This window comes from Enterocloster clostridioformis (assembly GCF_020297485.1).
GTDB classification, from domain to species: Bacteria; Bacillota; Clostridia; order Lachnospirales; family Lachnospiraceae; genus Enterocloster; species Enterocloster clostridioformis.
In genome coordinates this window covers 3,249,807-3,275,965 of record NZ_JAIWZC010000001.1, presented here as the reverse complement: position 1 = coordinate 3,275,965, position 26,159 = coordinate 3,249,807, and the positions used below count along the sequence as shown (strand labels likewise).

The following is a 26,159-nucleotide window of genomic DNA, read 5'->3' as shown; positions in this document are numbered from 1 at the left end:
AAATCAAAGGAGAAGTTAAGGATGAAAGATACTGCATTGGTAATCATGGCAGCCGGTATCGGAAGCCGCTTTGGAGGCGGCATCAAGCAGCTGGAGCCTGTGGGGCCAGGCGGCGAGATTATCATGGATTATTCAATCCACGATGCCATGGAAGCGGGATTTAATAAGGTAATATTCATAATCAGGAGAGATCTGGAAAAGGATTTTAAGGAAATCATCGGACACAGGATAGAGAAGCTCCTTCCGGTGGAATACGCATACCAGGAACTGCAAGACCTTCCGGCCGGCTATGAAGTGACACCCGGAAGAACCAAACCATGGGGTACGGGCCAGGCGGTCCTTTCCGTGAAAGGTATGGTAGACGGACCATTCCTTGTGATTAATGCGGATGACTACTATGGACGAGAAGGATTTCGCAGGATTCATGATTACATGGCGGAGCATATGGATTCACAGTCTGAGATATATGATATCTGCATGGGGGGGTTTGTGCTGTCCAACACCCTGAGCGACAACGGCACAGTCACCAGAGGCGTGTGCCAGGTGGATGGAGATGGATTTTTGACGAACGTGACAGAAACTTATAATATCCAGATGAAGGAAGACGGACTCCATGCCACGAACGAGAGCGGTGCGCCTGTGACCATCAGCCCGTCCCAGCCTGTTTCCATGAATATGTGGGGGCTTCCGGCCAGCTTCATCCAGGAGCTGGAGAAGGGATTCCCTGTATTTTTGGACAGTCTGAAGGAAGGGGATATTAAATCAGAATACCTGCTTCCTAAAATCATAGACAATCTGGTACAGAATAAGAAGGCGAGAGTGACCGTCCTTGACACCCCGGATAAATGGTTTGGCGTTACCTACAGGGAAGATAAACAGGCCGTGACAGATGCCATCAGAGGGCTGATTGAGTCGGGGGTTTATGAGGAGAAGCTATTTGGATAAGGGGTTTTATAACCTGAAGATATAAGCGGTATAAAACAAATAACTGCCTGGCTAAAATGGCCCAATAGGTCCTGGTCCAGCCACGATATGGCTGTCAGGCAGACAGGGACATGCGGATACTGTCAATCCGTGTGTCCTTTTTTCATGCATAATTTCAAATACCCAAGCCTATACTATAAAAACAGCCCACTTAAGCCGGGCGATGATTATAACATGTTTGGGTGGACAACTTAGCTATGAAATTATGGAAGACATTTAACGTACAAAAACGGGAAGACATATCTTATTATAATACATCAGAAGGTTTTGAAACGGAGGGTTTTGCCATGCACCTGGACCGGCTTATCAGGGAGGAGATGGCGGCCAAGGGAAAGGATGGCATCATGTTCCTGTGTATCGGCACAGACCGGTCCACCGGAGACAGTCTGGGCCCTCTGGTGGGACATATGCTCCGCAGCCGGCGGCTTAAGGGAGCGGCGGTCATCGGAACACTTGACAAGCCAGTCCATGCCATGAACCTGGATTTGTACGCCAGGTATATACGGCTTCACTATCCGGATTATGTGGTGGTTGCCATTGATGCTTCGGTGGGAAGTCTGGACCATGTGGGATACGCGACCCTGGGCCGGGGAGCGCTTCAGCCGGGATTGGGAGTATCCAAGGAGCTGCAGGCCGTGGGGGACATAGCCATAACCGGAATAGTGGGCGGAGTGGGCAGCCGGGACCCGGTCATGCTGCAGAGCGTGCGTCTGTCCATGGTTATGAAAATGGCGGACTGTATTTGCGAAAGCATTTTTCTTGTCGAACGATTATGGGAAAATGCTGCCATAATATGACAAATTCTGCGCCGGGAATCTGCTATGCTTGTTTGGATTAAAAACAGCGGGGTGATTCTATGGGAGAATTATATGAACCCTTCCCTAAGCTGCCGAAGAATTTCCGGCAGATAGGTGAGAGGGACCAGGTCTTAAAGTTATATCTGGAGGATTATGTAAATACTTATTTAAAACGCCTCCAGCCGGCAAAGGGGGCTGATTTGCGTGTGGGTCTGCTTTTGGGAAGCAGGGAGACCCATGAAGACATACCTTTTGTTTTTGTGGATGGAGCCCTGGAAATGGATTCGGTCACCGAGGAAGGCGGAAAGGTGGCATTCACCGAGGACGCCTGGAAAAAGGCCTACCAGGATGTGGAGCAGATGTTTCCCAAGCGCACGGTCCAGGGATGGTTCCTCTGCGCGGGACCCGGCTGTACCTTAAGCCCCCTGACCTATTGGAAGCAGCACAGCCAGTATTTTACCGGAAAGAACCAGCTCATGTATCTGAACTGCGGCCTGGAGGGCGAGGAAGCTGTTTACATAACATCCTCCGACGGATTTTACAAATTAAGAGGATACAGCATATATTATGAGCGGAATCAGATGATGCAGGATTACATGATACTGCGCAAGGATGTGCCAAGAGCAGAAACAGGAGTGGATGATAAGGTCATCCAGAATTTTAAGCAAAAAATGGACGAGCGCAGGGTGGAGGCAGGACGTCACCGGAGCACGGTGGGAGTTTTGTCAGGCCTTTGCAGTGTACTGGCTGTCACAGTACTGGCAGGCGGCGTGGCTATGTTCAACAACTATCAGAAAATGCACCAGATGGAAAGCGTGATTGCATCCGTGGTACCGGAAGGAAACATAAAGGACGGCCTGATGGCGTTTGCCGGAAAGGGCGGTACAGAGAATCCTTCCGGAAAGGGCTGGTCCGCTGCGGACCAGCCTGATTATGTGATTGAGGAGGCATCGGGAAAGGTATATCCCACCACGGCTCCGTCACCGGAGAATGGAGATGAGAAACCTTCCAGGGTGACTCCGGAAACCCTGGAACCGCCAAATAGCGGCCAGGCGGGCGGGACAGGCCAGGGAAATGGTCAGACGGCATCAGGTCAGGGAAGCGGTCAGACGGCAGGGACAGGCCAGGGAAGCGGCCAGGCGGCGGCATCAGGCCAGGAAAATGGCCAGGCATCCAGCCAGGACGCGTCCAAGACTGACTCAGCCAAAAAGGGAAATGAACAGACGGAATCCGGCCATAGCCAGGCGGCAGCGGAGACAAAAGCTCCTGCCGATGATTCCACACTTCCGCCAACCGGGGGCAGAGGGGAAGCTGACGACCAGACTGTGTCCGCTGCCAGCTACAAGGTGTACACCGTGGCGGACGGAGAGACATTGTATGGCATCTGCTTTAAGCTGTATCATAATCTGCAGCATATAGATGAAATCTGCCGGGTCAATTCCCTGACAGATGAAAACAGCATATTTGCGGGACAAAAGCTTCTGGTTCCGTAAGCATATGCCTGGAAACCTCTGGCGGAAAAAGATAATGCGTTTTATCCAAAATTGTTGTATACTAATGCATATACGCAAAAGACGAATTTTGGGAGAACGCAGGATGGGCAGTACCAATTCAATGAGCCGTGAAAATAAAAAAAAGCAGCTGAAACGTCAAATCGTACCTTCCGGCAGTCCCTTCCAGGAAGAGGAGGACAGCCGGGAAATCGTGCACAAGGCGCATCGGCGCGTAGTCAGGAAGCGCCTGATTATTCTGGCAGTGCTTGCTGCCCTGGCAGCCATAGCAGCCCTGGTGCTGTCCCGCTATGAACGCTACCACACCTTTACGGATTATCAGACGGTTTGGGAGCGGGATCTGGTGGCTGAGGCCCAGGAAGCCGCTGCCCAGGGTGAAGGAAGCTTCTGCGGGTACAGAGATTTTGGGGACGGAGTTCTCAAATATACAAAGGACGGGGCTGCCTATCTGGACGCCAAGGGCAAGGTGGTATGGGTACAGAGCTATGAAATGAGGTCTCCCGTTGTATCGGTCAACGGCGATTTTGCGGCTATTGGCGACCAGCAGGGCAACAGCATCTACATATGCGATCAAAACGGGACCCAGGGGCAGGCTACCACGCTGCTGCCCATATTGAGGGTCACGGTGTCTGCCAAGGGCGTGGTGGCCGCCCTTCAGGAGGATTCCAAGGCGAGCTATATCTATTTATATAAAAGGGATGGAAGCCCTCTGGACATCATGGTGAAGTCTCTGCTGTCAGGTGACGGGTATCCGGTGGACTTAAGTCTTTCGCCCAATGGCACGCAGCTTATCACATCCTATATGTATCTGGACCAGGGTATGATAAAATGCAAGATTGTGTTTTACAATTTCGGACTGGGCAAGAATGATCCCAACCGTGTTGTGGGTATATTCTTTCCCAAAGACCTGGGAGATGCCATGGCGGGCAGGGTCAGGTTTCTGGATGAGAGCCATTCCGTCATATTCGCGGATAAGGGAATACAGTTCTTTTCAACCAGGGTGGAAACATCGCCGGAGCTGGTGAGCCAGATTCCCATAGAGGAGAATATAAGAAGCATCAGCTATGCTCAGGACAAGGTTGGCATTGTTACGGATAATGTGGAAGGCGGAGATCCGTACAGACTGAGGATTTATGACAGGGAGGGAAGCCCTGTTTTTGAAAAGTCCTTTAACTACCAGTATACCGGTTTTGATATTGACGGTGATTTGATTCTTTTGTATAATGACAGTTCCTGCAAGGTTTACAACATGACAGGTACGGAGAAATACAACGGAACATTTGACTTTACGGTCAGCAAGGTATCCGCAGGAAGGTTCCCGGGAACCCTTCTTGTCATGGGACCGCAGAAAATGACGGAAATTAAGCTGCAGTGATGCAGGAATAAAAGCGAAAGGAAGTATAGATACCATGGGGATGAAATGTATCGGAGTAGATGTCGGAGGAACTTCGGTAAAAATCGGACTTTTTGAGATTACGGGAGAGCTTTTGGACAAGTGGGAAGTAAGGACCCGTAAAGAGGAGGGCGGAAAGTATATCCTTCCTGATGTGGCTCGGTCCATCCGTGATAAGATGGAGGAAATGGGCCTGAGCCTTAAGACGGACCTGGCCGGAATCGGGCTGGGAGTTCCCGGGCCGGTTATGCCGGATGGATTCGTGGAGGTATGTGTGAACCTGGGGTGGCGCCGGATGAATCCCCAGGAGGAGCTCAGCAATCTGCTGGACGGAGCCACTGTAAAGAGCGGAAATGACGCCAACGTGGCCGCCCTGGGAGAGATGTGGCAGGGCGGAGGCAAGGGATATAAGGATTTGGTCATGATTACCCTGGGAACCGGTGTGGGTGGCGGTGTCATTATTGATGAGAAAATCATTGCCGGCCGTCACGGCCTTGGCGGTGAGATTGGCCACATCCACGTAAGGGATGAGGAATGGGAGCACTGCAACTGCGGCGGAGTGGGCTGCGTGGAGCAGATTTGTTCGGCCACAGGCATTGCCAGGGAGGCCAGAAGGAAGATGGAAGCCAGCGATAAGCCCTCGGTTCTGCGGGAGCATGGCGGGAACGTCACAGCCAAGGATGTGCTGGACGCGGCCAAGGCAGGGGATGAGCTGGCCAATGAAGTGATGGATGTGGTGGGACGCTACCTGGGACTGGCTTTATCCATGGCCGTCATGATAGTTGACCCGGAAATTTTCGTTATAGGCGGAGGCGTATCCAAGGCAGGACAGTTCCTGATTGATGTTGTCCAGAAGCATTATGATTATTTTACCCCCATATCCAAATACAAGGGGAAGCTGGGACTTGCCACCCTGGGAAATGACGCAGGTATATACGGGGCCGCAAGGCTGGTACTGTAGGACTGATACTGCAGGGGTGATTAGTAAATTAATAAGGAGCAGGCACGTTTGTCTCGATGTGCCTGCTCCCTGTTTGTCTGATAAAGGAATTTTTTAACTGTAACGTATCTTTCCCCTGTAAACACCCGGTCAGCTACATTCCGGGAATCCATACGCCGGATTCATCGACCCAGCAGTTATCAGGCGTGCGTGTATTGGCATACATGGCTCCGGTGGAAGGATCCAGGTAATAACTCTTACCATCCAGTTCAATCCATCCTGTGGCCATATATCCCTCCGCGTCAAAATAGTACCACTGGCCGTCAATCTGCTGCCAGCTGGAAACCGGGTAGGATCCGTCCGCATTGCTGTACCACCAGCGGCCGTCCGCTGCTGTCTGCCAGGTGCCTGCCGCCGGCTGGGAATTATCCGTGACAGTATTGCCCAGGGCAGCGATATCTGCTTCGCTTACTGTCCATGAGCCGGATGTGTTCCAGCTGCTCTTGGCGCTGTTGCTGGACTTCACGGAGCGGACCTTAAACTGATAGGAGCCGGGCGCCGTAATCTGGTCCTTGAAATTATAGGAGGTGTTATAGATGTCCTTGATTTCACCTATGGCAGCTCCGTTTTTAATGAGCTGGGTCTGATAATATTTGGCGCTTGAAACCTCGTTCCAGGAACCGTTTCCGTTGTGAGCGGAATCCCACTGAAGGTTGGACGGGGCAGCTGCCGCGCTGGTATCCGCGTCCTTGTCAAATACCAGCTGGACTGTAAGGATAAGGGTGGCGTTGCTGTCCTTGCGCTTGGCGTTTACAAATTTAATCTTATCAAATCGGTATTTGCTGGAGGAACCTAAGGTCAGCTTGAAGTTGCTGGAAGAGGTGTTGGAAAAATAGTATTCTTCCTCATCCTCCACACCCAGGATGATGTCTACCTGAGGCGGCTTGGAGCTGCTCCAGGTGTCTCCGTCATCATTGGTGACCTCCCAGGAGTCTACATAATAAAGACTGGTATTGTCTCCGGTAGCAGTGACCTCCACGTCTCCCCCATCACGTCCGGTACGTATGTCAGAGTCAATGGTAAGGTAAATCTTGCCCACCTTCTTCTTGCTTGCCGCCATGGCTGCAGGAGCCAGGACGGAAGAAATAAGAGAGGCAACTAACAATGCGGTGCCCACTTTTTTCCATGTAATCATGTCTGCCTGTCCTTTCTTTTTCTAATCATATTGGAATGAATCGTATATCTCTCCACAATATAACTATATCACAATTTTCTGGTAAATATCTTACGATATTATAAAACATTTTTATATTGGTAAACATTCCCGGCAGTGCGGATAATCCGGTCGTGCAGGCATTATCTAAAGGCTGGTGGAACGGGGCAGTGAAAAAATGAACTCGGTTCCCACGCCTTCTGTGCTGACCACGTCAATGTTTTCGCCGTGTGCCTGTATGATTTCCTTTACTATGGACAGGCCCAGGCCGGTGCCCTTCTTGTCCTTGCCCCGGGACAGGTCGGTCTTGTAAAAACGTTCCCAGATTTTCTTTAAGCTGTCCTTGGGTATGCCGATGCCTGTGTCCTTGACCGATACAAATATCTTTTCATACCGTCCCGATGCCTGGATGTAGATGGTGGAATCGTGGTGGCTGAACTTGATGGCATTGTCAATGAGATTGTACATGACCTGCTGTATTTTTCCAAGGTCGGCAAAAACCATCTGGATGTCATCCGAGAAGGTAAGATCAAAGCTTACGTTCTTAGACTCGCAGGTGCCCTCAAAGGAGGCCGCCGTATCCTTTATAACACGGTTGATATCAAAATTGGTCCTGGAGAGATAGCCCTTGGCATCCAGAGAGTTCAGGGTAAGCATGCTTTCTGTCAGCTTGTGAAGGCGCTCTGTCTCGGATATGACCCTGGACAGGTATTTTTCATACATCTCAGCCGGTATGGTGCCGTCCAGAATGGCTTCCAGATAGCCCTTGATGGAAGTCAGGGGAGAGCGGAAATCATGGGATACATTGGCTATGAAATTCTTCTGGTATTCCTCCATCTTATTCAGCTCGTCGGACATATAATTCAGGGTGTCGGAGAGATAACCCATCTCATCGTGGGTTTTGACATTGATTCGGTAATCCAGGTTACCGGCCGCGTATTCATTGGCGCCCACTGTAATCTTGCGAAGGGGCAGATACACGGTCTGCGTGAATACCAGAAGGATAATAAGGGACAGGCCGAACAGGACAGCGGATGTGATGTAAAGTATGCTTAAGATGCCGTTCTGGGACTGGTTGATTTCGCTGATGGGAAGGTGAATCAGCACGTAGCCGTAGGTGTTGTAATTCCCTGTGATGGGAGCTGACACACTGAGCACGTTTCCGTTAAACATCCCATAGTAATCCCCTATGGTATAGGACCGGTTCCCGATGGATGCCGGGTCAAAACCGTCTATGGAGGACTGGACCCGCGAACCGCCCAGGCTGTCCATAACCACGGTGCCCTGACGGTTGACCACCCATATCTCGGCCTTCAGGTAGTGGGACAAGGCCCGTATCTGGGTGGAAACCTCCTCGGAATCCAGCCGTTTTCCCTGATACATGGTGCTGCATGACGAGGCGATGATATTTGCCTCGTCATACAGCGCGTCCGCCTTACTCTGGACCAGATAGTCACGGGTCATTTTTGATGAAAATGTGGCAATGGCGATAAAGCCCAGCAGACCGAAAATCAGATATCCCAGTATGAATTTGGAATAAAGAGAACGGGTCATCGTTTCACCTCGAATTTATAGCCTATTCCCCAGACCGTGGTGATGGCCCAGCTGTTGTGATCCTTTATCTTTTCCCGCAGACGCTTGATATGTACATCCACGGTGCGTGTATCCCCAATGTATTCATAGCCCCAGATATGGTCCAGAAGCTGTTCCCTGGTAAATACCTGGTTGGGGGAAGCCGCCAGAAAATACAGAAGCTCCAGCTCCTTTGGCGGCATTTCCACGGAGTGGCCCATATAGATTACGGAATAATTGGTAAGGTTCACAATCAGGTCCGGGTACTCCACGTATTCGCCCTGCTGCTCGGTGGACGATGGAGCCGGGGCCGGGGCTGCCTGGTAACGGCGCAGCACTGCCTTGACGCGGGCTACCAGTTCCTTGGAATCAAAGGGTTTTATCATATAATCATCAGCCCCCAGCTCCAGTCCCAGTACCTTGTCGAAAATCTCTCCCTTAGCGGACAACATTATGACCGGTACCTGGGAGGAAGCGCGCAGCTCCCTGCAGACCTGATAACCGTCTATACCGGGAAGCATCAGGTCCAGCAGTACCAGGTTGGGCTTGAATTCCGGAAATACCTTAAGGGCTTCCTCGCCGTCCCCCACAATCATTGTCTCATAACACTCTTTCATCAGGTAGAGGGAGATTAATTCTGCAATATTTGCATCATCATCCACAATCAGAATCCTCTGCTTCTCTGCCATGCTATAGTTCCTCCTTGCTGCTGATTTCTACTTAAATGTCACAACGGTTACGCCTGAATCGCCTTCACCAAACTGGCCCAGACGGAATTCCTTTACATATTTGAGCTGACGCAGGCGCTTGTGCACCGCGTTCTTAAGGGCTCCGGTTCCCCGGCCATGGACCACGCGCACTGTCTGGAGATGGGCCAGATAGGCGTCGTCCAGATATTTTTCCATGGCAGGCACTGCCTCGTCCACTGTCATACCTATGAGGTTGACTTCAGCGGACACGGTGGAGGATTTGGACATCTTAATCTGGCTGCTGCCGCTTCCCTTGCCCCTGGCAGTCTTTCCGCCATAGCTTATGGAGCTTCCGTCGCCCAGTGTGGCGCTTATGTCCTTTTCATTCAGAAGCTCCAAGTCACGGATATTCACCAGGGAGCGGAGAATACCCATCTGGACATATAAATCGCCCCTGGCATTGGGAAGCGTGCTTACAGTGCCTTTAAGGTTCATGGACAGAACTTTGACGCCGTCTCCTATTTTCAGTTTCTTTGGTGAAATGGGCTGGCTGGGTCCCTTGGGTTTCACAGCCAGCTTCTCATTTGTTTTCTTCAGCTGGTCCCTGAGTCTGGCACGTTCAGCTTCCAGTTCCTTGCCCACGCCTGAGCTGGCGGCCAGCTTGTTAATCTGCTTTATGGTCTGGTCCGCTGTTTCCTTGGCTTCCCGAAGGATGCGCTGGGCTTCCTCGGTGGCATTTTTTAGAATCTTGTCCTTGCGCTCGTCCAGACGCTCTTCCTTCTGGGTCAGGCGGGTTTTTAAGGAGGCAATCTCATCCTTATAAGCGTTGATTTCAGCCTGTTCCTTCTCAATGGTCAGCCGGCTGGATTCCAGACTGGTTAACAGGTCCTCGAAGGACTCATCCTTGGCCTCCAGATGGGATTTTGCGTCGTCAATGATATATCCGGGCAGCCCCAGCTTCTGGGAAATGGCAAAGGCATTGCTCTTGCCGGGAATACCGATGAGTAACCGGTACGTGGGCTGCAGAGTTTCCACATTGAATTCGCAGCATGCGTTTTCCACTCCGGGCGTGCTGAGAGCAAATACCTTCAGTTCGCTGTAATGGGTGGTGGCCATGGTGCGGCACTTCATGTTGTGCAGGAAGGAAAGGATGGCAATGGCCAGGGCCGCTCCCTCTGTGGGGTCCGTACCCGCGCCCAGCTCGTCAAAAAGACAGAGAGACCGGGAATCGGCTTCATTTAAAATGCGCACAATATTAGTCATATGGGCGGAAAAGGTACTTAAGCTCTGTTCAATGCTCTGTTCATCCCCAATGTCCGCGAATACCTGGTCAAACACAGCCAGCTCCGACCCCTCCCACGCAGGGATGTGAAGCCCGGACTGTCCCATAAGGGTAAACAGGCCCACTGTTTTTAAGGACACGGTTTTGCCGCCCGTATTTGGGCCGGTTACAATCAGCAGGTCGAACTCCCTGCCCAGCCATACGTTGATAGGGACAACGGACTGGGGGTTCAAAAGGGGATGGCGCCCGTCCTTGATATGGATATAGCCTTTGTCATTGAACACAGGCGCGCTGCATTTATAATGGCGGGCCAGGCCGGCCTTGGCAAAAATAAAGTCCAGCTGCGCCAGCAGCTCCATGTCCATACGAAGCTCCTCTGTATAGGGAGCCGCCTGGTTGCTCAGGGAGGCCAAAACCGCTTCAATTTCCTTTTGCTCCTGTATCTCCAGTTCCCGCATCTCATTGTTCAGCCTGATGATGGCCATGGGCTCGATGAAAAGGGTGGAACCCGTGGCTGACTGGTCGTGAACCATTCCCGATACCTGGTTTTTGTACTCTGACTTTACAGGCAGGCAGTAACGCCCGTCCCTCATGGTGATAACCGCGTCCTGAAGATAGGAACGGCAGGAGTTGAGGATGGAGTTCAGCTGGGTGTGGATGCGGTCGGCCGTCACCTTCATGGAACGGCGCACATGGGATAATCCCGGACTGGCATCATCCGCAACCTCGTCCTCAGAGAGGATGCAGCGTTTGATTTCGTTGTTCAGAGGAGTCAGGGGCTCCAGACCCGCGAACAGGGGCTCAAGAGAGTCGAAGTCATCCTGGGATTCGCCGCTTCCCCTTCCGTCCTCGTCTGCGTCATGACGTCCGTAGGCCTTGGCTCTGGCTGCCACGGTCAGGAGAGAGCTTATGGAGAGCAGTTCGGGTATGCTTAAGGAACTGCCGATATCCAGGCGCTTCAGGGAATCTCCGATATCCCTGATACCTGAAAATGACACGGAACCTTTAAGACGGATCCGTGTCACTGCATCCGTAGTCTGTGCCTGCCAGGTGCGCACCTCTTCCAAATCAGAGGAAGGGGAGAGGCTCTGGCAGAGGGCTTTCCCGAGAGGAGAAGCCGCATATTCTGTGAGCTGGTTTATGATTTTATCATATTCTAAAGTTTTTAACGCTTTCTGATTCATTGATTTCACCTGTGATTTCCGTAAAAATGCTGGATTTAAAAGGACTTTTTCCCAAAAGCCGACATTTAAATTATACCATAAAAATCGATATTTACTATCTTTTTTACTATCTTTTCATATATAAAATCTTGCATAATACTGGGAAGAAACGTATAATAGAGGATAAGAGTCTTCGCAAGGAGGAGTACTATGGCGGATAAACGTGCTGACCAGCATAGAGATTTAGACCGGCAGGAGCAGACTCCGGACAAGTCTCATCGTTTTATTAATGAGAAGATTATCCGGCAGCCCATGACCAGACGGCAGATTGCCCGGAAAATCCTGTTGACCATTTTTTGTGCCGTTCTGTTTGGCGTGTTGTCGGCCATTTGTTTTGTTGTGAGCAGACCTGTGGCTGAGAGAATTTTAGGTCAGGAGACTCCTGAGGAGAGCAGCCAGATTACCATACCAAAGGATGAACCGGAAACCACGGCACCTGTGGTGATGGAGACTGAGCCCACAGAACCGGCCATGACCGAGGCAGTGGATGAGATGGTACGCTCCGAGATGGAGAAATACCGTTATTCCATTGATGATTTGAATAAACTGTACAGCAACCTGCGCACCATTGCCAGTGACGCGGATGACAGTCTGGTGGTGGTCCATTCCATTCAGCATGAAAAAGACTGGTTTGACAATCCCATCGAGACATCAGGACAGTTCTCCGGAGTGGTCATAGCCAGGACCCGCACTGAGATTCTGGTTCTCACGCCGGACAAGGCCGTGGAGGCAGCTGATTCCATTGAGGTGGCGTTCCCGGACGGAACCATGATGGCCGGAATAGTGAAGCAGAGCGATACCATTATGGGACTGTCCGTGGTAAGCGTGGACGCGGCCCAGATGGACAGCGAGCAGTTTAAGAAGGTGGAGGCCATCAATCTGGGCAACTCTTACGGGGTAAAGCAGGGCGACATGGTGGTGGCCATCGGCGCGCCGGCAGGTATTGTCCACTCCAGCGATTATGGAAATATATCCTATGTGGCGCGCAATGTCCATACGGTGGACGGCAGCTCCAGGGTGTTCTATACCAGCGCCAGCGGAGACGCGGAGGCGGGGACATTTCTGCTGAACACTTCGGGTGAGCTCATCGGATGGGTCACGGACAAGTACGACGAGGATGGCGTGTGCAGGATGACCACGGTGGTGGCCATATCTGATTATAAAGGCATATTGGAGATGATGAGCAACGGTATTCCGGCTCCGTATTTCGGCATTAAGGGACAGGAAGTAAGCCAGGCCATGGCGGACAGCGGAATGCCTTCCGGTATCTATGTGATAGCGGCAGTGACAGACGGCCCCGCATATAACGCAGGCATACAGCCAGGGGATATCATCACATGGATGAACGGCGAGAAGGTGGGAAGCCTGAAGGATTTCCAGAACCAGGTGGAAAGCTTGCACGCAGGAGATAAGATTAAGGTGGCGGTCCTGAGAAACGGTAAGGATGAATATAAGGAAATTGAGTTTTCAGTGACGGTTGGAGCCAGGTAGCGGCTGGGGTTTTGGAAGGAACTGGAACCGGGGAAAGATGATAGCCGGAGAGTTTGGTACCCGGCGGCGGCTGTGGACAGGCGGCAGTTTACGTCAGGCAGCGTAAGAAGTCAGGCAGAGGGGCCAGGCAGTGTTAACCGCCTGGCTGCGTTGCTGTCAGGGAGTGGAATGCGTTGGACGGATGACAGATAGCGGTATGGATGGCGGTATGGACTGCCAGGCGTATAGATAGGGTAATAATTAGGTTTTTAAAGTAGGTTTATAAAATAGGTTTATAAATATAGAAAGAAGAGGAAAATTGAACATGAGATATATCGGCACCTTCAGGGAAGGTATGCACATTGCAGATGTGTACCTGTGCAAGAACAAGCAGATTGCCCTCACGAAGAATGGCAAGGAATACGGCAATCTGGTAATGCAGGACAAGACAGGTACCATTGACGCCAAGATATGGGATTTGGGTTCTCCGGGAGTCGGGGAATTTGAGACCATGGATTACGTTCGTGTAGAGGCGGATGTGACTCTGTTCCAGAACTCCTTCCAGCTGAATGTGCGCCGGATTCGCAGGGCCCAGGAGGGAGAGTATGTGGAGGCGGATTACCTGCCGATGTCAAAGAAGGATATAAAGAAAATGTATGAGGAGCTGCTGGGATACATAAGAAGTGTGAAGAATCCCTATCTTCAGAAGCTGCTGTGCGGCTATTTTGTGGAGAACGCGGCTTTTGCGAAAGCGTTCCAGTTCCATTCCGCAGCCAAGACCGTGCATCACGGATTCGTGGGCGGCCTGTTGGAACACACGCTCAGCGTGACAAAGCTGTGTGATTACTATGCCGGATATTACCCGATGATTAATCGTGATTTGCTGCTGACAGCTGCTATCTTCCACGATATTGGTAAGACCAGGGAACTTTCACGCTTTCCGGAGAATGATTATACTGACGATGGACAGCTTCTGGGCCATATTATCATCGGTACTGAGATGGTGGGTGAAAGTATCCGCTCTATACCGGGATTTCCGGAGAAGCTGGCTACAGAGCTTAAACACTGTATTCTGGCCCATCACGGGGAATTAGAGTACGGCTCACCCAAGAAGCCGGCGCTTTTGGAGGCATTGGCCCTTAACTTTGCCGATAACACAGATGCCAAGATGGAGACCATGATAGAGGCGCTGCAGTCCGGCGGGGAGAATAAAGGATGGCTGGGGTACAACCGGCTGCTGGAGTCTAATATCAGGAAGACAACGGAATAGGCGTTGAGGTTGGATAATAAAGAGAAATAACGGGACCGAATATATAAGGCTGAAAACATTTAGTTTGGGTACGGGATTGCAGGATGTGTCCTTGACCAGTGTGTTTTCGGCCTTTTGTGATAATGGGGCGGGGATGGAAGAAGTGTGTTGGTGGGCGGATGGGATGAAATAACAGGATAAGATAACAGGATGAAATAATGGAGAGCAATAATCGCTCATAATAATAATTGAATGACAGGATAGGTGAATTGTATGGAAAAGAATCAGGAATTTATTGTGACAATAGAGGATATGAATGAGGACGGAGCAGGCGTGGGAAAAGTGGATGGCTACATCTGGTTTGTCAAGGATGCGGTGATTGGCGATGTGGTGCGGGCAAAGGCCATGAAGATAAAGAAATCATATGGATTTGCCAGGCTCATGGAAGTTCTGGAACCGTCAGTTTCCCGTGTCATTCCGTCATGTCCGGTAGCAAGGCAATGTGGTGGCTGTCAGCTTCAGGCCATGAGTTATGAAGAACAGCTGAAATTTAAAGAGCGGAAGGTGATGAATAATCTGGTTCGTATAGGCAAATTTGCTGAGGATGAGATTCATATGCTTCCTATCATGGGGATGGAGGAGCCCTGGAGATACAGGAACAAGGCCCAGTTCCCCTTTGGAAAGGATAAGGACGGAAATGTAATTGCCGGATTCTATGCAGGGCGGACACATGCCATTGTTGAAGCAGAGGACTGCCTGCTGGGAGTTGAGGAAAACAGGGAGATTCTGGATATTGTAAAGCAGTTTATGAGGGAAATGAAGATTGAGCCCTATGATGAGATTTCACATAAGGGATTGGTGAGGCATGTCCTGATTCGGAAGGGATTTAAGACAGGTGAAATAATGGTATGTCTGGTGATAAATGGTAAAAAGCTTCCCGGAAAGGAGCGTTTGGTGGAGATGCTGACCGGTGGGGATGGGAAGGATAGAAAGGGACAGGGAGTAAGTGAGCAGGGAACAAAGGGGCTGGAAGTAAAAGAGCAGGAGACAAGTGAGAATGAAGCAAAAGGGTATATATCAAACAGGCATGTAAACAGGAATGGAATTAAAGGTATGGCCAGTATTTCTTATAGCGTGAATCAGGAAAGAACGAATGTAATTATGGGGAAGGAGATTGTGAATCTATATGGCCCTGGATTTATAACAGATTATATTGGAAATGTGAAATATCAGATATCGCCACTTTCATTTTATCAGGTGAATCCTGTTCAGACAGAACGGCTTTATGGGACAGCGCTGGAGTATGCCGGACTTACGGGGAATGAGATTGTTTGGGATTTGTATTGCGGAATCGGCACTATTTCATTATTCCTGGCACAGAAGGCTAAGAAAGTATATGGCGTGGAGATTGTACCCCAGGCCATAGAGGATGCCAGGAGAAATGCAGAGATAAACGGTATTGATAATGCAGAGTTTTTTGTGGGAAAGGCCGAGGAAGTACTGCCGGAACAGTTTGAAAAGAATCATGTCCAGGCGGACGTGATTGTGGTGGACCCACCAAGAAAAGGATGCGATGCGGTTTGTCTGGATACCATACTTAAAATGAGACCGGAACGGGTGGTTTATGTCAGCTGCGACTCGGCTACGCTGGCCAGGGATTTGAGGTATTTGGCAGATGGGGGGTATGTGGTGGAGAGGGGGAGGTGTTGTGATATGTTTCCGGGGACGGTGCACTGTGAAGTCTGCGTGGAATTATGTCGAAAATAGGCTTGGTTCTATAAAGTAGGTGCATAAAATTGATTAATAGATATTAGGAGGAAATAATAATATGAATGGATTAATTGTTTCTGTAGTTATTAATATATTTTCTTCTATCATATATGATGTAGTTGGTAAGGGAATAAATTTAGAATCCAAAAAACTCAAACAGATAAAAGAAAATGCAAAACAGAGTGTCAGTAGAGAATTAGCAAGAATGCAAGAACAAAGTAGGATTTTTGATACAGATGCAATGCAATCCTATTTAAAAAATATGAAACCAATCGAACAAATCTTTCAGTATGTCTTTCAGGGTGATAGTGCACTTAAAATGACATCTGATGAATTAATTTATAAACTATGTCAAAATACAGCAGAATATCTGAAAGAGCGTGGAAAAACAATTGGCGTTATGGAAAATGCAGATATTCGTGAATTTTATAGTAAAATTGAAGATATCTGTAATTTTATTTCGCATTCTTTTCTGGGTTCAGAGAGTATAGCCTTAGCAAATCTATTGCACCAGGATATGAAAAGTGAGTTTAATAGTGTAAAAGCATCTATGGCATCAAAAGCTGACGTACAAAAAAGTGAACAGAATATTATTCGTGCTTTACATGAACATGAGCAACATATGCAACAAAATACTATGGGAAGTGATAGTTTAAATAGGATACAAATAACAGTACAAAAAAATAGTATAGTAGGGACGCAACCATTTAAGTACTTTGATGGTAGTGAAAAGAATCTATATGTAAAAGGTATAACATCAAAATTAAAAAAATATGCATGGATTCATATTTACGGAAAAATGTTTACAGGAAAAACTCAAACGTTAATACGTATTGCAGAAAAACTATCTACATATTTGTGGATTACAGTTAAGGAAAAAGAATTCATTAACATAAATGTACAGGAATTGAATTTGCAAGATGGTAGTGTTTTAATTTTAGATGGGATTCCTAATATCGCGAATATCGAAGTTAAGGATAAATGTTTGCAGATCTTAAAAGAATGCAAGAAAGTAAACTGTAAATTAATTTCTAGTGGATATGAAAATCTTGAAGATTATATAAGGGGATATATCAATAAAGAAGAAATTATATCTATCGAATTAAAGGGACTTGATAAAGAAGAAATTACTGAAATAATGAAAAAACATGGAGCGCCAGACAATTTGCTGAAAACTAGAGGGTATGAGAGCTTTATAGAGGTGTGTGGCTCTTTGCCGCCTGTTGTCATGGAAGTGGTGTATCGGATGGAGAGGAATGGATGGAAAATTGATGATGAAGTATTCCTGACAGTTATTTCAAGGAAGACTGTGTCGATAGAAGAACAAATGAAATTAATGTTTATTGAAGCGATAGATGATGAACAAACGAGAAGACTCTATTATCGAATGCTTTATATAAATAGACGTGTTAATAAAGCGTGGGTTGCGCAGATTGCATCTATACCGGAAGAAGTTGAAGATAGCGATAAGTGTCTCGAAAAGCTGAAAAACAGATGGATTTATCTTGAGGGAGATGATTATTATTGCTCCAATAATATATTGGAATCTTATGCTGAAGAACAATTACAGATAGAAGAAAAAAACAGTATTGATCAATATATGATACAAAATCTGAAAAAACAAGTATTAGAACCGCTAGACATCTCGAATTTGATATCCTATTTCTACAGACTAGAAGATTTTGATTCTATGGGTTGGTTTTGCATACAATTAATGGAAGAAATGATAGAACAGGAAGTAAAAAACTATTCTATACAGGTAGAATCTTTTTGGAAGGAAACACCATTGCCTGAAAAAATGTCGCTATTTATGAAATGTTTGTTAAGAGTAGTACAACTATATTTTATAGTCTGGAAAACTGATGGAGAAGTAGCAGATCTAAATGATAGATTGGAAAAAATATGGAAGTATGCGCAAGAAGATAATAAAGTATGGACTGTAATTATTTTATTTGGTATTAAGCTTGCAATGATTAATCTCAATATATCCTTGATTTTCTTTGAAAATTATATGAAGCAATGCAAGGGCAACAATATTTATGATGATGAAATTTTTCAACTAAATCAAGAACAAATAGAAAATTTAATTCCAGATTCTTTAATGAATAAATCAGCATTTTCTGTTTATAATGAGATGCTGATGCTTAATATAGATTCAATTGAGCAATTGGAGAGTTACTTTAAAATTTCTGAACAATACTTTAGTAATAAGCAGTGGATGGAACTGGAACAGATTGAGAATATAGATGCACTTTTTCAATGTATGTTGGAGAAGGTTCGTAAGAGTTGTAAAGACCAAAAAAGATTTATCAATCAATTAGATTGTTTTTTTAAAAGAATTAAGGTTGATTCATATCCAACTTTGTGGAAGAGTATTCTTCATTCAAATATGTATTGTTTGCATGTGTCTCAGGATTACGAGGGGGTAAAAAAATTATATTATTCTAAAAAATATATAATAGAGAGCAACCCTGTGTTTTTTGCGGAGATTATTGATGAAATGGCTCGTATTGCGCATGATAATAAGGATGAAAAATTAGAACGTAAAGCATTCCAATGGGAAATGAAATTACTTCCACAGGTTGTCATGAATGTAACGGGACCAATTATGATTGATTCCTGTCTTATGTATTTGAATATCTTAGATGCAGATGACGTATCAGAAATACAGCAGGTATATGAATGCATGCTGCTTATAGCTGCCAAAATACAACCACAGGAAGAATATCCCTTAATAAAGGAAAAAATGGAAGCGGAATACTGGATGAAGCTATATACTATAGGATTAATAGAGTTATATATAAAAGAATTCCTTGAATTCATAAAACGGTTAATATGTCAATATGATGTTGAAGATAGTATTCCATTAGATTGTATTCTAACGAAAATGATGCATGCTTTGGGATATATATATGGAGATTTGTTGAATAATCGTGTACCAGACAAGTTGGCAGATGGCAGTGATTATTCGAGACCTAAGCTTCGTATGTTTTGGAACGATGTTAAGGAAAATGAAATAATACCATATTGGAATCCCGAAAAACGTGAATTACTATGCCTTTTATGTGCAAAGTTTGCAGATAAATATAGACTGAGTGCCTTGGGTATGGATTTCTTTCATATGATGACACGTAAGAGGGATTTTTGGTCTAAAAATATGGAATACATGTATAGAATAGATTCTTACTTGCAATTCAAATTTTTAGAGAATCATGAATTAGATAAATTGATATATATTCTGGGTAATGAACATGAAAAACAGGAACGTCCAGAAGCGGAAACCAGAGGAGAGTTTTTCTGGATTGTTCGTGAATTGATGATTTTTTCCATTCATATTTATGAAGTATATAAAAAGAATATAGATACTGCAGTTGCTTTCTGCCAACAGATAAGTGATGAAATTCGTGAAGATTTCTATGACGAGGTCGGAAAAAGTTATTATTATGAATATAAGAAGATTTTGGGAATTATCATTAATGAGGATACGGATTTTGCATTGTTAAAACACACCTTTTATTTAGTTCAGGAAAAAAATAATTTAGCTTATATGGATTCTGTAGTATTACCATTATTACTACTACAAGCACCTGAAAAACAAATAGATATGTTAAGAAAAAATACGGTTAAAGCGATTAGAAATCTTAAATTTGATGATTTTGTGATTGATGAGAAAATAAAGATAATAGAGCAAGGTAGCTTACAAAAATAATAATTTTGAATTAGGTGAATTGAAATATCGAGTTACTAAAGATAATATATGTTCATACTATGAACTTTCATTTTCAAATGTAGCGAATGATTTAACAGGTGAAATCGTTATTGGTTCGAAATCAAGAACAACAACGGCTGATGTTGAATTTATTTTAAGTACATACGGATATAATCCAACGAAAATAGATAATTTATATGATCAGAGATGTGTTTATATCAGAAGGTCAAATTTATCTTATAGGTAATTATAAATATATTTATGCTACTGTATTCGGTCAATATTTGTGGACGAATTTGAATGGAATATTATATTTATGATTATTAGGAAAATGTGAAATAATTACTATCAAATTTTTTGAGGGGAGAAGAAATTTGGAAAAATCAAGTATTTTAATGTACACAACTGAAGACGGAATCACTAAAGTTGAAGTTACATTTGATAATGACACAGTGTGGCTCTCGTTGGATCAGATTGCAGAGCTATTTCAAAAGAATAAGTCTACAATATCCAGGCATATCAAAAATATTTTTTCAGAAGGTGAGTTATTGGCGGAAGCAACTGTTGCAAAATTTGCAACGGTTCAAAAAGAAGGAAATAGAACTGTTGAACGACAGATTGATTTCTATAATCTTGACGTGATCATTTCGGTCGGATACCGTGTAAAGTCCCTTAGAGGAACACAATTCAGAATCTGGGCCACGAATATTTTAAAAGAATATATGAAAAAGGGGTTTGCCTTAGATGATGATCGCTTGAAGAACCTTGGAGGCGGCAATTATTTTGAAGAACTAATATCACGTATCCGTGATATTAGATCTTCAGAAAAAGTATTTTGGCGAAAAGTTCTGGAAATCTATGCGACCAGTATTGACTACAATCCTAAGGCAGAAAGTTCAGTGTTGTTTTTTAAACAGGTGCAGAATAAAATGCATTGGGCAGCACATAAGCATACTGCGGCAGAGGTGATTTACCAAAGGGCAGATGCGGATAAAGATAATATGGGGCTGACTACATGGAGCGGCAACCGTATAAAACGCTCTGATGTAGAAGTGGCGAAAAATTATCTTGATGAAAAAGAGTTGGATGCACTCAATAAAATTGTCGCGGCATATTTGGATATTGCAGAGGTACATGCTTTAAATCAGGAACCAATGTATATGAAAGACTGGCTGGAGACGATTGATGATTACCTTAGGATGACCAGACGAGATATATTAACAACAAAGGGGAAAGTAACACATCAGCAAGCATTAGAGAAAGCACATTTGGAGTATGAAAAGTATAAAAGAAATCAGGAATATATATTATCTCCGGTGGAATGTCATTTTTTAGAGAGTATAGGGGAATTAGATAAGTTGGAGGGAAAAAATAATTATTAGGATTCTGACGAAAGGTTTCCACTAAGGGAGAATTATATGTTTTCGCCATTATTATTATCCACTCACCACACTGCGAGGTTTGTGTCGAATTAGTACGGACTAAAAAATAGTGGAAGTTCAAATGATATTTAAAACGAGGTGACCATTTTGCATTTAAACAATAGTGATTTAATCAGACGTCATATTTCAACTCACTCTGAACGTTCAGCTGAAGATCGTGCGGCTGTTTCAGCCTTAGAAACATTTTTGGCCTCAGATGGGAAAATTAATACTAACTTTTCCTGTGATGATAAATGGCCCAATCATGATGGTACATTTGAATTTGTTTCGAATCCTGAAATATCTAGTATAACTCGATTTAAATAAGCTTACAATTTAAGCATTGGTAGTAATCTGATTTCTTGGCTTACGTGTCCGTGCTTTGGGCGCACGTTTCCCTTGGTTTTCAGGATAATAATGTAAACTTATTAAAATCGAGTTATACTAGTACAGCATTGCCAAAATAATAATGAATAGACGTTGCTTTTTTATTGTAGTCGGTGCATAATAATTCTATCACTAAAGAATGGATGGGTTATTATGCGAAGGAAAACAATTGATACTATCCCGGTTTTATCTGATGCCATGAAAAACATATTATCTGCTTTTTCAAAAAGCCGCTCCCTTCCGTCAGGACTGGTCAAAAGAGCCAGCATTGTCCTGCTTGCGTCACAGGGGGAACTCAACCAGAATATTGCACCACAGGTCGGGCTTCATTATAATAATGTTGCCACCTGGCGCAGTCGGTTCCTCGCGGCGCTCCCAGCCTTGCGGAGGATTGAAATGGACGACCCGAAAAAGCTTGAAGATGAGATACGGGCAGTCCTGTCCGATAAAAAACGCCCCGGTGCCCCGTCTGTTTTTACGCCGGACCAGATCATGCGGATCATCGACCTTGCCTGCAGCAACCCAAATGATTTTGGGTACGAAGTAAGCCAGTGGAGTCTCCCGCTGTTAGTGGCAGAAATTAAAAAGCAGGGGATCGCTGAACAGATTTCTGAGAAATCTGTCAGCCGTTTTTTAAAAATGAGGTAGATTTACATCCCCACAAAATCCGTTACTGGCTTCATTCTTCGGAAAAGACGGAAGCCCCGGAATCTTTTGCGCGGAAAGTAAACGAAATCTGCGGCCTGTACCAGAGTGCCCAGGAACAAAGCCGGGAAGGTGCACACATTGTTTCCACGGATGAAATGACCGGGGTACAAGCGCTGGAACATAAATATCCTGACAAGCTCCCATTACCCGGCCAGTGCGCCAAAATGGAGTTTGAGTATATCCGCCATGGCACGACCAGCCTCATCGGGTTCTTTGATGTTGCAACGGGCCGTATGGAAATGCCGTATTTAAACTCCACACGCACAGAAGAGGATTTTGTGGAAGCCGTGAAAGCATTGGTAGGGACAGACCCGCAAGCCCCATGGACATTTATATGCGATGGCCTAAACACCCATAAATCGGAAGCCCTTGTCCGCTTTGTGGCAGAAGCCTGTGCCCTTGGCGTGGAACTGGGCAAAAAAGGGAAAACAGGGATCCTTAAAAGTATGGAAAGCCGAGCGGATTTCCTGCATGACCCTTCCCACCGGATCCGCTTTGTCTATACTCCGAAACACAGTTCCTGGATGAACCAGATTGAGATATGGTTTGGCATCATTAACCGGAAGCTGCTGAAGCGGAAAAGCTACCTATCAATAGAAGAACTGGAAGCAAGCATCCTGCGCTTTATTGAACAATACAATCTTACAGCACACCCATTTAAGTGGACATATGCCGGGATACCATTAGTAATTTAATCACTGATATTTAAGCAATGCTGTACTAGATGTCCAGAACAAAATTTTATAGTCCAGATAAAAGGAACACATAATTATACAGAAACTAACGGCATAATTTCGTATAGTTTAAAAAGTTTAGCCTTTCCGGCATTTATCGCTAAAGAAGTAACTGCAGATCCAGGGATTTTATTTATTGTGTTAAACCCAGATGTTAGAGGAGAAAAACGCGTTTTTTGGAAATATGTATCTCCTGGTTTTATCAAATCAATAGATTTTGAAAAGAATAGCACAACAATTAAACTGAATGCTGAAGATGAGATAAAAGATACAGACGAAAGCGTTAATATATTCTGTAATAAACTCAAACGAATTATAGATTTTCATCTGTTCCTAAATAAATTAAATAAGAATAACCTCAAAAAAGAAGATGCCATAAAAATTATCGAGACTAGATGTGAGGATATATCATTAGAAATTGATAGGATCAATAATGAGAATAAATCTCGCGATAATATATCGAGAAGGATAGTGAATGGGCTATATGATTTATGTTATGCTACTTTGATTTTAAATGCAATAAATTTAGGATATACAGATGTTAATGAAAGGTTAGCATGGGAGTTATCCCAATTTAATATTGAAACCCAATATTTGAGCAAATTTTTGAAAGGTCTTAAATATATTGGCTCAAGAATTCCTGACGAAGGTCAATCCGAAAGGTTGATGTTGAAATACTATAGCTATCTTTGGGAGATTAGAAAATTTTTGAAAAATAATTTTAGTATTTTAGTACTAGAAAACCTAGAATCATTCCCTTTACATACTGATACTCTTGATACAGAGTATTATGAAATGGTAGTCTCAAGTATTGCTGCAATTGACTTATCTCCAAAGAATGTTAGAACCTCTCGATATTATATTCAAAAAAAGACACCGTTCTTTGTTAATGGGGAAAGATATTTTGAAATTACATTACAATTGGCCGGATTGTATGCAACTAAATTTAATCGGATTACTGTATATACGAAGCAGAATATATCGACCAATTATTCAATACAGATTGCATATGCTGATGCAGAAATCAATCTCTGGGGTGCAAATAGTAAAATTAAAGTAGTGACTAATTGGAAAGTATCCATAAATCCTTCATGTTTAAATAAACTGGGTAAAGTTTTGCATATAAGTACTAATTTAAACAAGAATTATGGTGAGTATACCTCATTGATGGACTTCCTTACTAAGACGGGTATCAATTTATTAGATTTAATTAATTTACATGAAAACAGGTATCAAAATGCTTTACACCAAATTTATGGTGGGACCAAAACGAATACTTTTGAGGAGGTGTTCTTTAAACTGAGAAGAGACTATGCATTATCTTCAAATAAGATGGGAAAGCACACTGTACGATATATATTACTAAATTTGCGGGAAGAGATATTAGAATCAGTACTGCCAAATACATTTGACAAAAAGTGTCTTACAGAGGAACTTTATATTACGAGCAGATGCTATCCATTTGAGAAAAAGCCCTTCATTTCAAATCTTGCTGGGAGGAAAACAAGTAAAGGCAATATAAATGATATCCTTGAAATAACTAATGGTTCTGAACAATATAATACTGCATATCCATATTTGACAATTGAAAGTCTGATATATAAAACAGGAGAATTGTATTTTGACGTGGATTCTGTGGCAAGCATGGAGAAGATTAAAAAATATAATGATAGCTTAGATGCATGGGAGTGTAGTAATGGTTTTCGAATTAATGAAGAAAATGGTTATTTATCTATCGACTCCTATGAAGCTAATACTTTATTTATACTTGAAAAATTATTAAAGCTTTCAAAAGTGTCTAATAGGGGACAACAGGAGTCAAATTCAAGATATCTTAGGGAAAGCAATTTAAAATTTGAAGATCCCTTAAAAAAGGTTGCGTTGCAAAAGGTATTTGTAAAATCTCAAGTAATGCTCATATACGGAGCGGCCGGTACGGGAAAAACTACATTGATTAATTATGTTTCAAATATGATGATGCAATCAAAGAAGCTATTTCTTACAAAAACACATACTGCTTTGCAAAATTTAAAAAGACGTATAGAGAATCCAGGTTCAGAGTCAGATTTTGTAAGTATCGATAGCTTTACAAAGATGGTTACCCTTACGGATTATGATGTGATTTTTATTGATGAATGCAGTACTATAGATAATAGAACTATGGGGAAAATGTTGGAAAAAATCGATGATGATACCCTGCTTGTTTTAGCAGGCGATATTTATCAAATTGAGTCTATCGATTTTGGTAACTGGTTTTATTATGCTAAAGATATCATTAAAACGGATGGCGCTAATGTTGAACTTTTAAACACTTGGAGGACAGAAAAAGAAGAGTTAAAGAGTTTATGGGATGGGGTTAGAAAAATTGAACCCATTATTACTGAAAAATTGGCAATAGACGGTCCGTTTTCTTCCGACATAGGAGAAGAAATATTCGTATCTAAGGATGAAGATGAGATTGTATTGTGCTTAAATTACGATGGGAAGTTTGGTTTAAACAATATGAACCTTTATTTCCAAAATGCCAATACCAAAAGTGAAGTATATTCATGGGCTGAGTGGACATTCAAAGTTGGAGATCCAATAATTTTTCTGGATACTAAGCGTTCATCCTTATTATATAACAATTTAAAAGGAAGAATTGTAGACATTTCAAAAAGCGATTCAGCAATTTTATTCACGCTTGATATAGATACAATTCTAACAGAACGGCAATGCAGGAATGAAAGTTTCGAATTCGTTGATGTTACCGATTTTGGAACGCGAATCTGTTTAGAGGTGATTGCAAGTATTGAAGAATTAGAAGATGATGAAGAAAGAGTTAAGACAATTATTCCTTTTCAAATTGCATATGCTGTTTCTATTCATAAGGCGCAAGGTTTAGAGTATAAATCTGTAAAGATAATTATCCCTTCCTATAACGCAGAAAAAATATCGCATTCTATTTTCTATACAGCAATAACTCGTGCAAAGGAAAAACTTAAGATATACTGGAGTGCTGAAACAATGCAAGATATTATAGAAAGCTTTACAAAGGAAAAAGATGAATCGTGGACGCACTCGATGATTAAGAAAAAGTTGGATTTGGAATAAATAGTAATACTGTT

17 protein-coding genes are annotated in these 26,159 nt (G+C 44.2%); 13 read left to right on the top strand and 4 right to left on the bottom strand.

What is annotated here, in order from left to right:
• The first annotated feature begins 21 nt into the window (after positions 1-21).
• The 5 genes from LA360_RS16585 (at position 22) to LA360_RS16565 (ending at position 5,646) form a co-directional block, all read left to right on the top strand.
• The gene (locus LA360_RS16585) at positions 22-945 is read left to right on the top strand and encodes a sugar phosphate nucleotidyltransferase (RefSeq protein WP_022202584.1); all 924 of its coding nucleotides are present in this window, start codon (positions 22-24) and stop codon (positions 943-945) included.
• Between the two features lie 326 nt (positions 946-1,271).
• Entirely contained in the window at positions 1,272-1,781 is a 510-nt protein-coding gene (gene yyaC, locus LA360_RS16580; protein WP_002566873.1) for a spore protease YyaC, read from the top strand.
• Between the two features lie 59 nt (positions 1,782-1,840).
• Positions 1,841-3,274, top strand: a complete 1,434-nt coding sequence (locus LA360_RS16575; protein ID WP_022202583.1) for a LysM peptidoglycan-binding domain-containing protein — start codon at positions 1,841-1,843, stop codon at positions 3,272-3,274.
• Between the two features lie 103 nt (positions 3,275-3,377).
• Positions 3,378-4,667 (top strand): DUF5711 family protein, encoded by a 1,290-nt coding sequence (locus LA360_RS16570; protein ID WP_022202582.1) that lies wholly within the window; start codon positions 3,378-3,380, stop codon positions 4,665-4,667.
• Between the two features lie 34 nt (positions 4,668-4,701).
• Positions 4,702-5,646: an ROK family glucokinase gene (locus LA360_RS16565; RefSeq protein ID WP_022202581.1), complete on the top strand. Its 945-nt coding sequence runs from the start codon at positions 4,702-4,704 to the stop codon at positions 5,644-5,646.
• 133 nt (positions 5,647-5,779) lie between these two features.
• On the opposite strand, the gene LA360_RS16560 is transcribed toward LA360_RS16565, so the two are convergent.
• The 4 genes from LA360_RS16560 to LA360_RS16545 form a co-directional block, all read right to left on the bottom strand.
• Positions 5,780-6,820: a hypothetical protein gene (locus LA360_RS16560; protein ID WP_022202580.1), complete on the bottom strand. Its 1,041-nt coding sequence runs from the start codon at positions 6,818-6,820 to the stop codon at positions 5,780-5,782.
• Positions 6,821-6,985: 165 nt separating this feature from the next.
• Positions 6,986-8,392 carry a HAMP domain-containing sensor histidine kinase gene (locus LA360_RS16555; RefSeq protein ID WP_057572206.1) on the bottom strand — a complete coding sequence of 469 codons (1,407 nt, stop codon included), beginning with the start codon at positions 8,390-8,392 and terminating at the stop codon, positions 6,986-6,988.
• Positions 8,389-9,099, bottom strand: coding sequence for a response regulator transcription factor (locus tag LA360_RS16550; RefSeq protein WP_002566867.1), 711 nt, complete (start codon positions 9,097-9,099; stop codon positions 8,389-8,391). Before LA360_RS16550 ends, LA360_RS16555 begins: the two co-directional genes overlap by 4 nt.
• Before the next feature lie 27 nt (positions 9,100-9,126).
• On the bottom strand, positions 9,127-11,565 hold the full coding sequence (locus tag LA360_RS16545; RefSeq protein WP_057572205.1) for an endonuclease MutS2: 2,439 nt from the start codon (positions 11,563-11,565) through the stop codon (positions 9,127-9,129).
• Positions 11,566-11,754: 189 nt separating this feature from the next.
• On the opposite strand from LA360_RS16545, the gene LA360_RS16540 reads away from it, so the two are divergent.
• The 8 genes from LA360_RS16540 (at position 11,755) to LA360_RS30030 (ending at position 26,145) form a co-directional block, all read left to right on the top strand.
• The gene (locus tag LA360_RS16540; RefSeq protein ID WP_022200843.1) at positions 11,755-13,095 is read left to right on the top strand and encodes a S1C family serine protease; all 1,341 of its coding nucleotides are present in this window, start codon (positions 11,755-11,757) and stop codon (positions 13,093-13,095) included.
• A gap of 304 nt (positions 13,096-13,399) precedes the next feature.
• Positions 13,400-14,344: a 3'-5' exoribonuclease YhaM family protein gene (locus LA360_RS16535; RefSeq protein ID WP_022200842.1), complete on the top strand. Its 945-nt coding sequence runs from the start codon at positions 13,400-13,402 to the stop codon at positions 14,342-14,344.
• A 252-nt stretch (positions 14,345-14,596) separates the two neighbouring features.
• The gene (gene rlmD / locus LA360_RS16530; protein WP_022200841.1) at positions 14,597-16,090 is read left to right on the top strand and encodes a 23S rRNA (uracil(1939)-C(5))-methyltransferase RlmD; all 1,494 of its coding nucleotides are present in this window, start codon (positions 14,597-14,599) and stop codon (positions 16,088-16,090) included.
• 61 nt (positions 16,091-16,151) lie between these two features.
• Positions 16,152-19,802 carry a hypothetical protein gene (locus LA360_RS16525; RefSeq protein WP_022200840.1) on the top strand — a complete coding sequence of 1,217 codons (3,651 nt, stop codon included), beginning with the start codon at positions 16,152-16,154 and terminating at the stop codon, positions 19,800-19,802.
• A 395-nt stretch (positions 19,803-20,197) separates the two neighbouring features.
• On the top strand, positions 20,198-21,184 hold the full coding sequence (locus LA360_RS16520; protein ID WP_057572887.1) for a virulence RhuM family protein: 987 nt from the start codon (positions 20,198-20,200) through the stop codon (positions 21,182-21,184).
• A gap of 579 nt (positions 21,185-21,763) precedes the next feature.
• Positions 21,764-22,258, top strand: a complete 495-nt coding sequence (locus LA360_RS16515; RefSeq protein WP_112481404.1) for a helix-turn-helix domain-containing protein — start codon at positions 21,764-21,766, stop codon at positions 22,256-22,258.
• Entirely contained in the window at positions 22,228-23,013 is a 786-nt protein-coding gene (locus LA360_RS16510; RefSeq protein ID WP_112481403.1) for a transposase, read from the top strand. The genes LA360_RS16515 and LA360_RS16510 overlap by 31 nt, the downstream gene beginning before the upstream one ends.
• 177 nt (positions 23,014-23,190) lie before the next feature.
• Positions 23,191-26,145, top strand: a complete 2,955-nt coding sequence (locus LA360_RS30030; RefSeq protein WP_225537584.1) for an ATP-dependent DNA helicase — start codon at positions 23,191-23,193, stop codon at positions 26,143-26,145.
• The last annotated feature ends 14 nt before the right edge of the window (positions 26,146-26,159 follow it).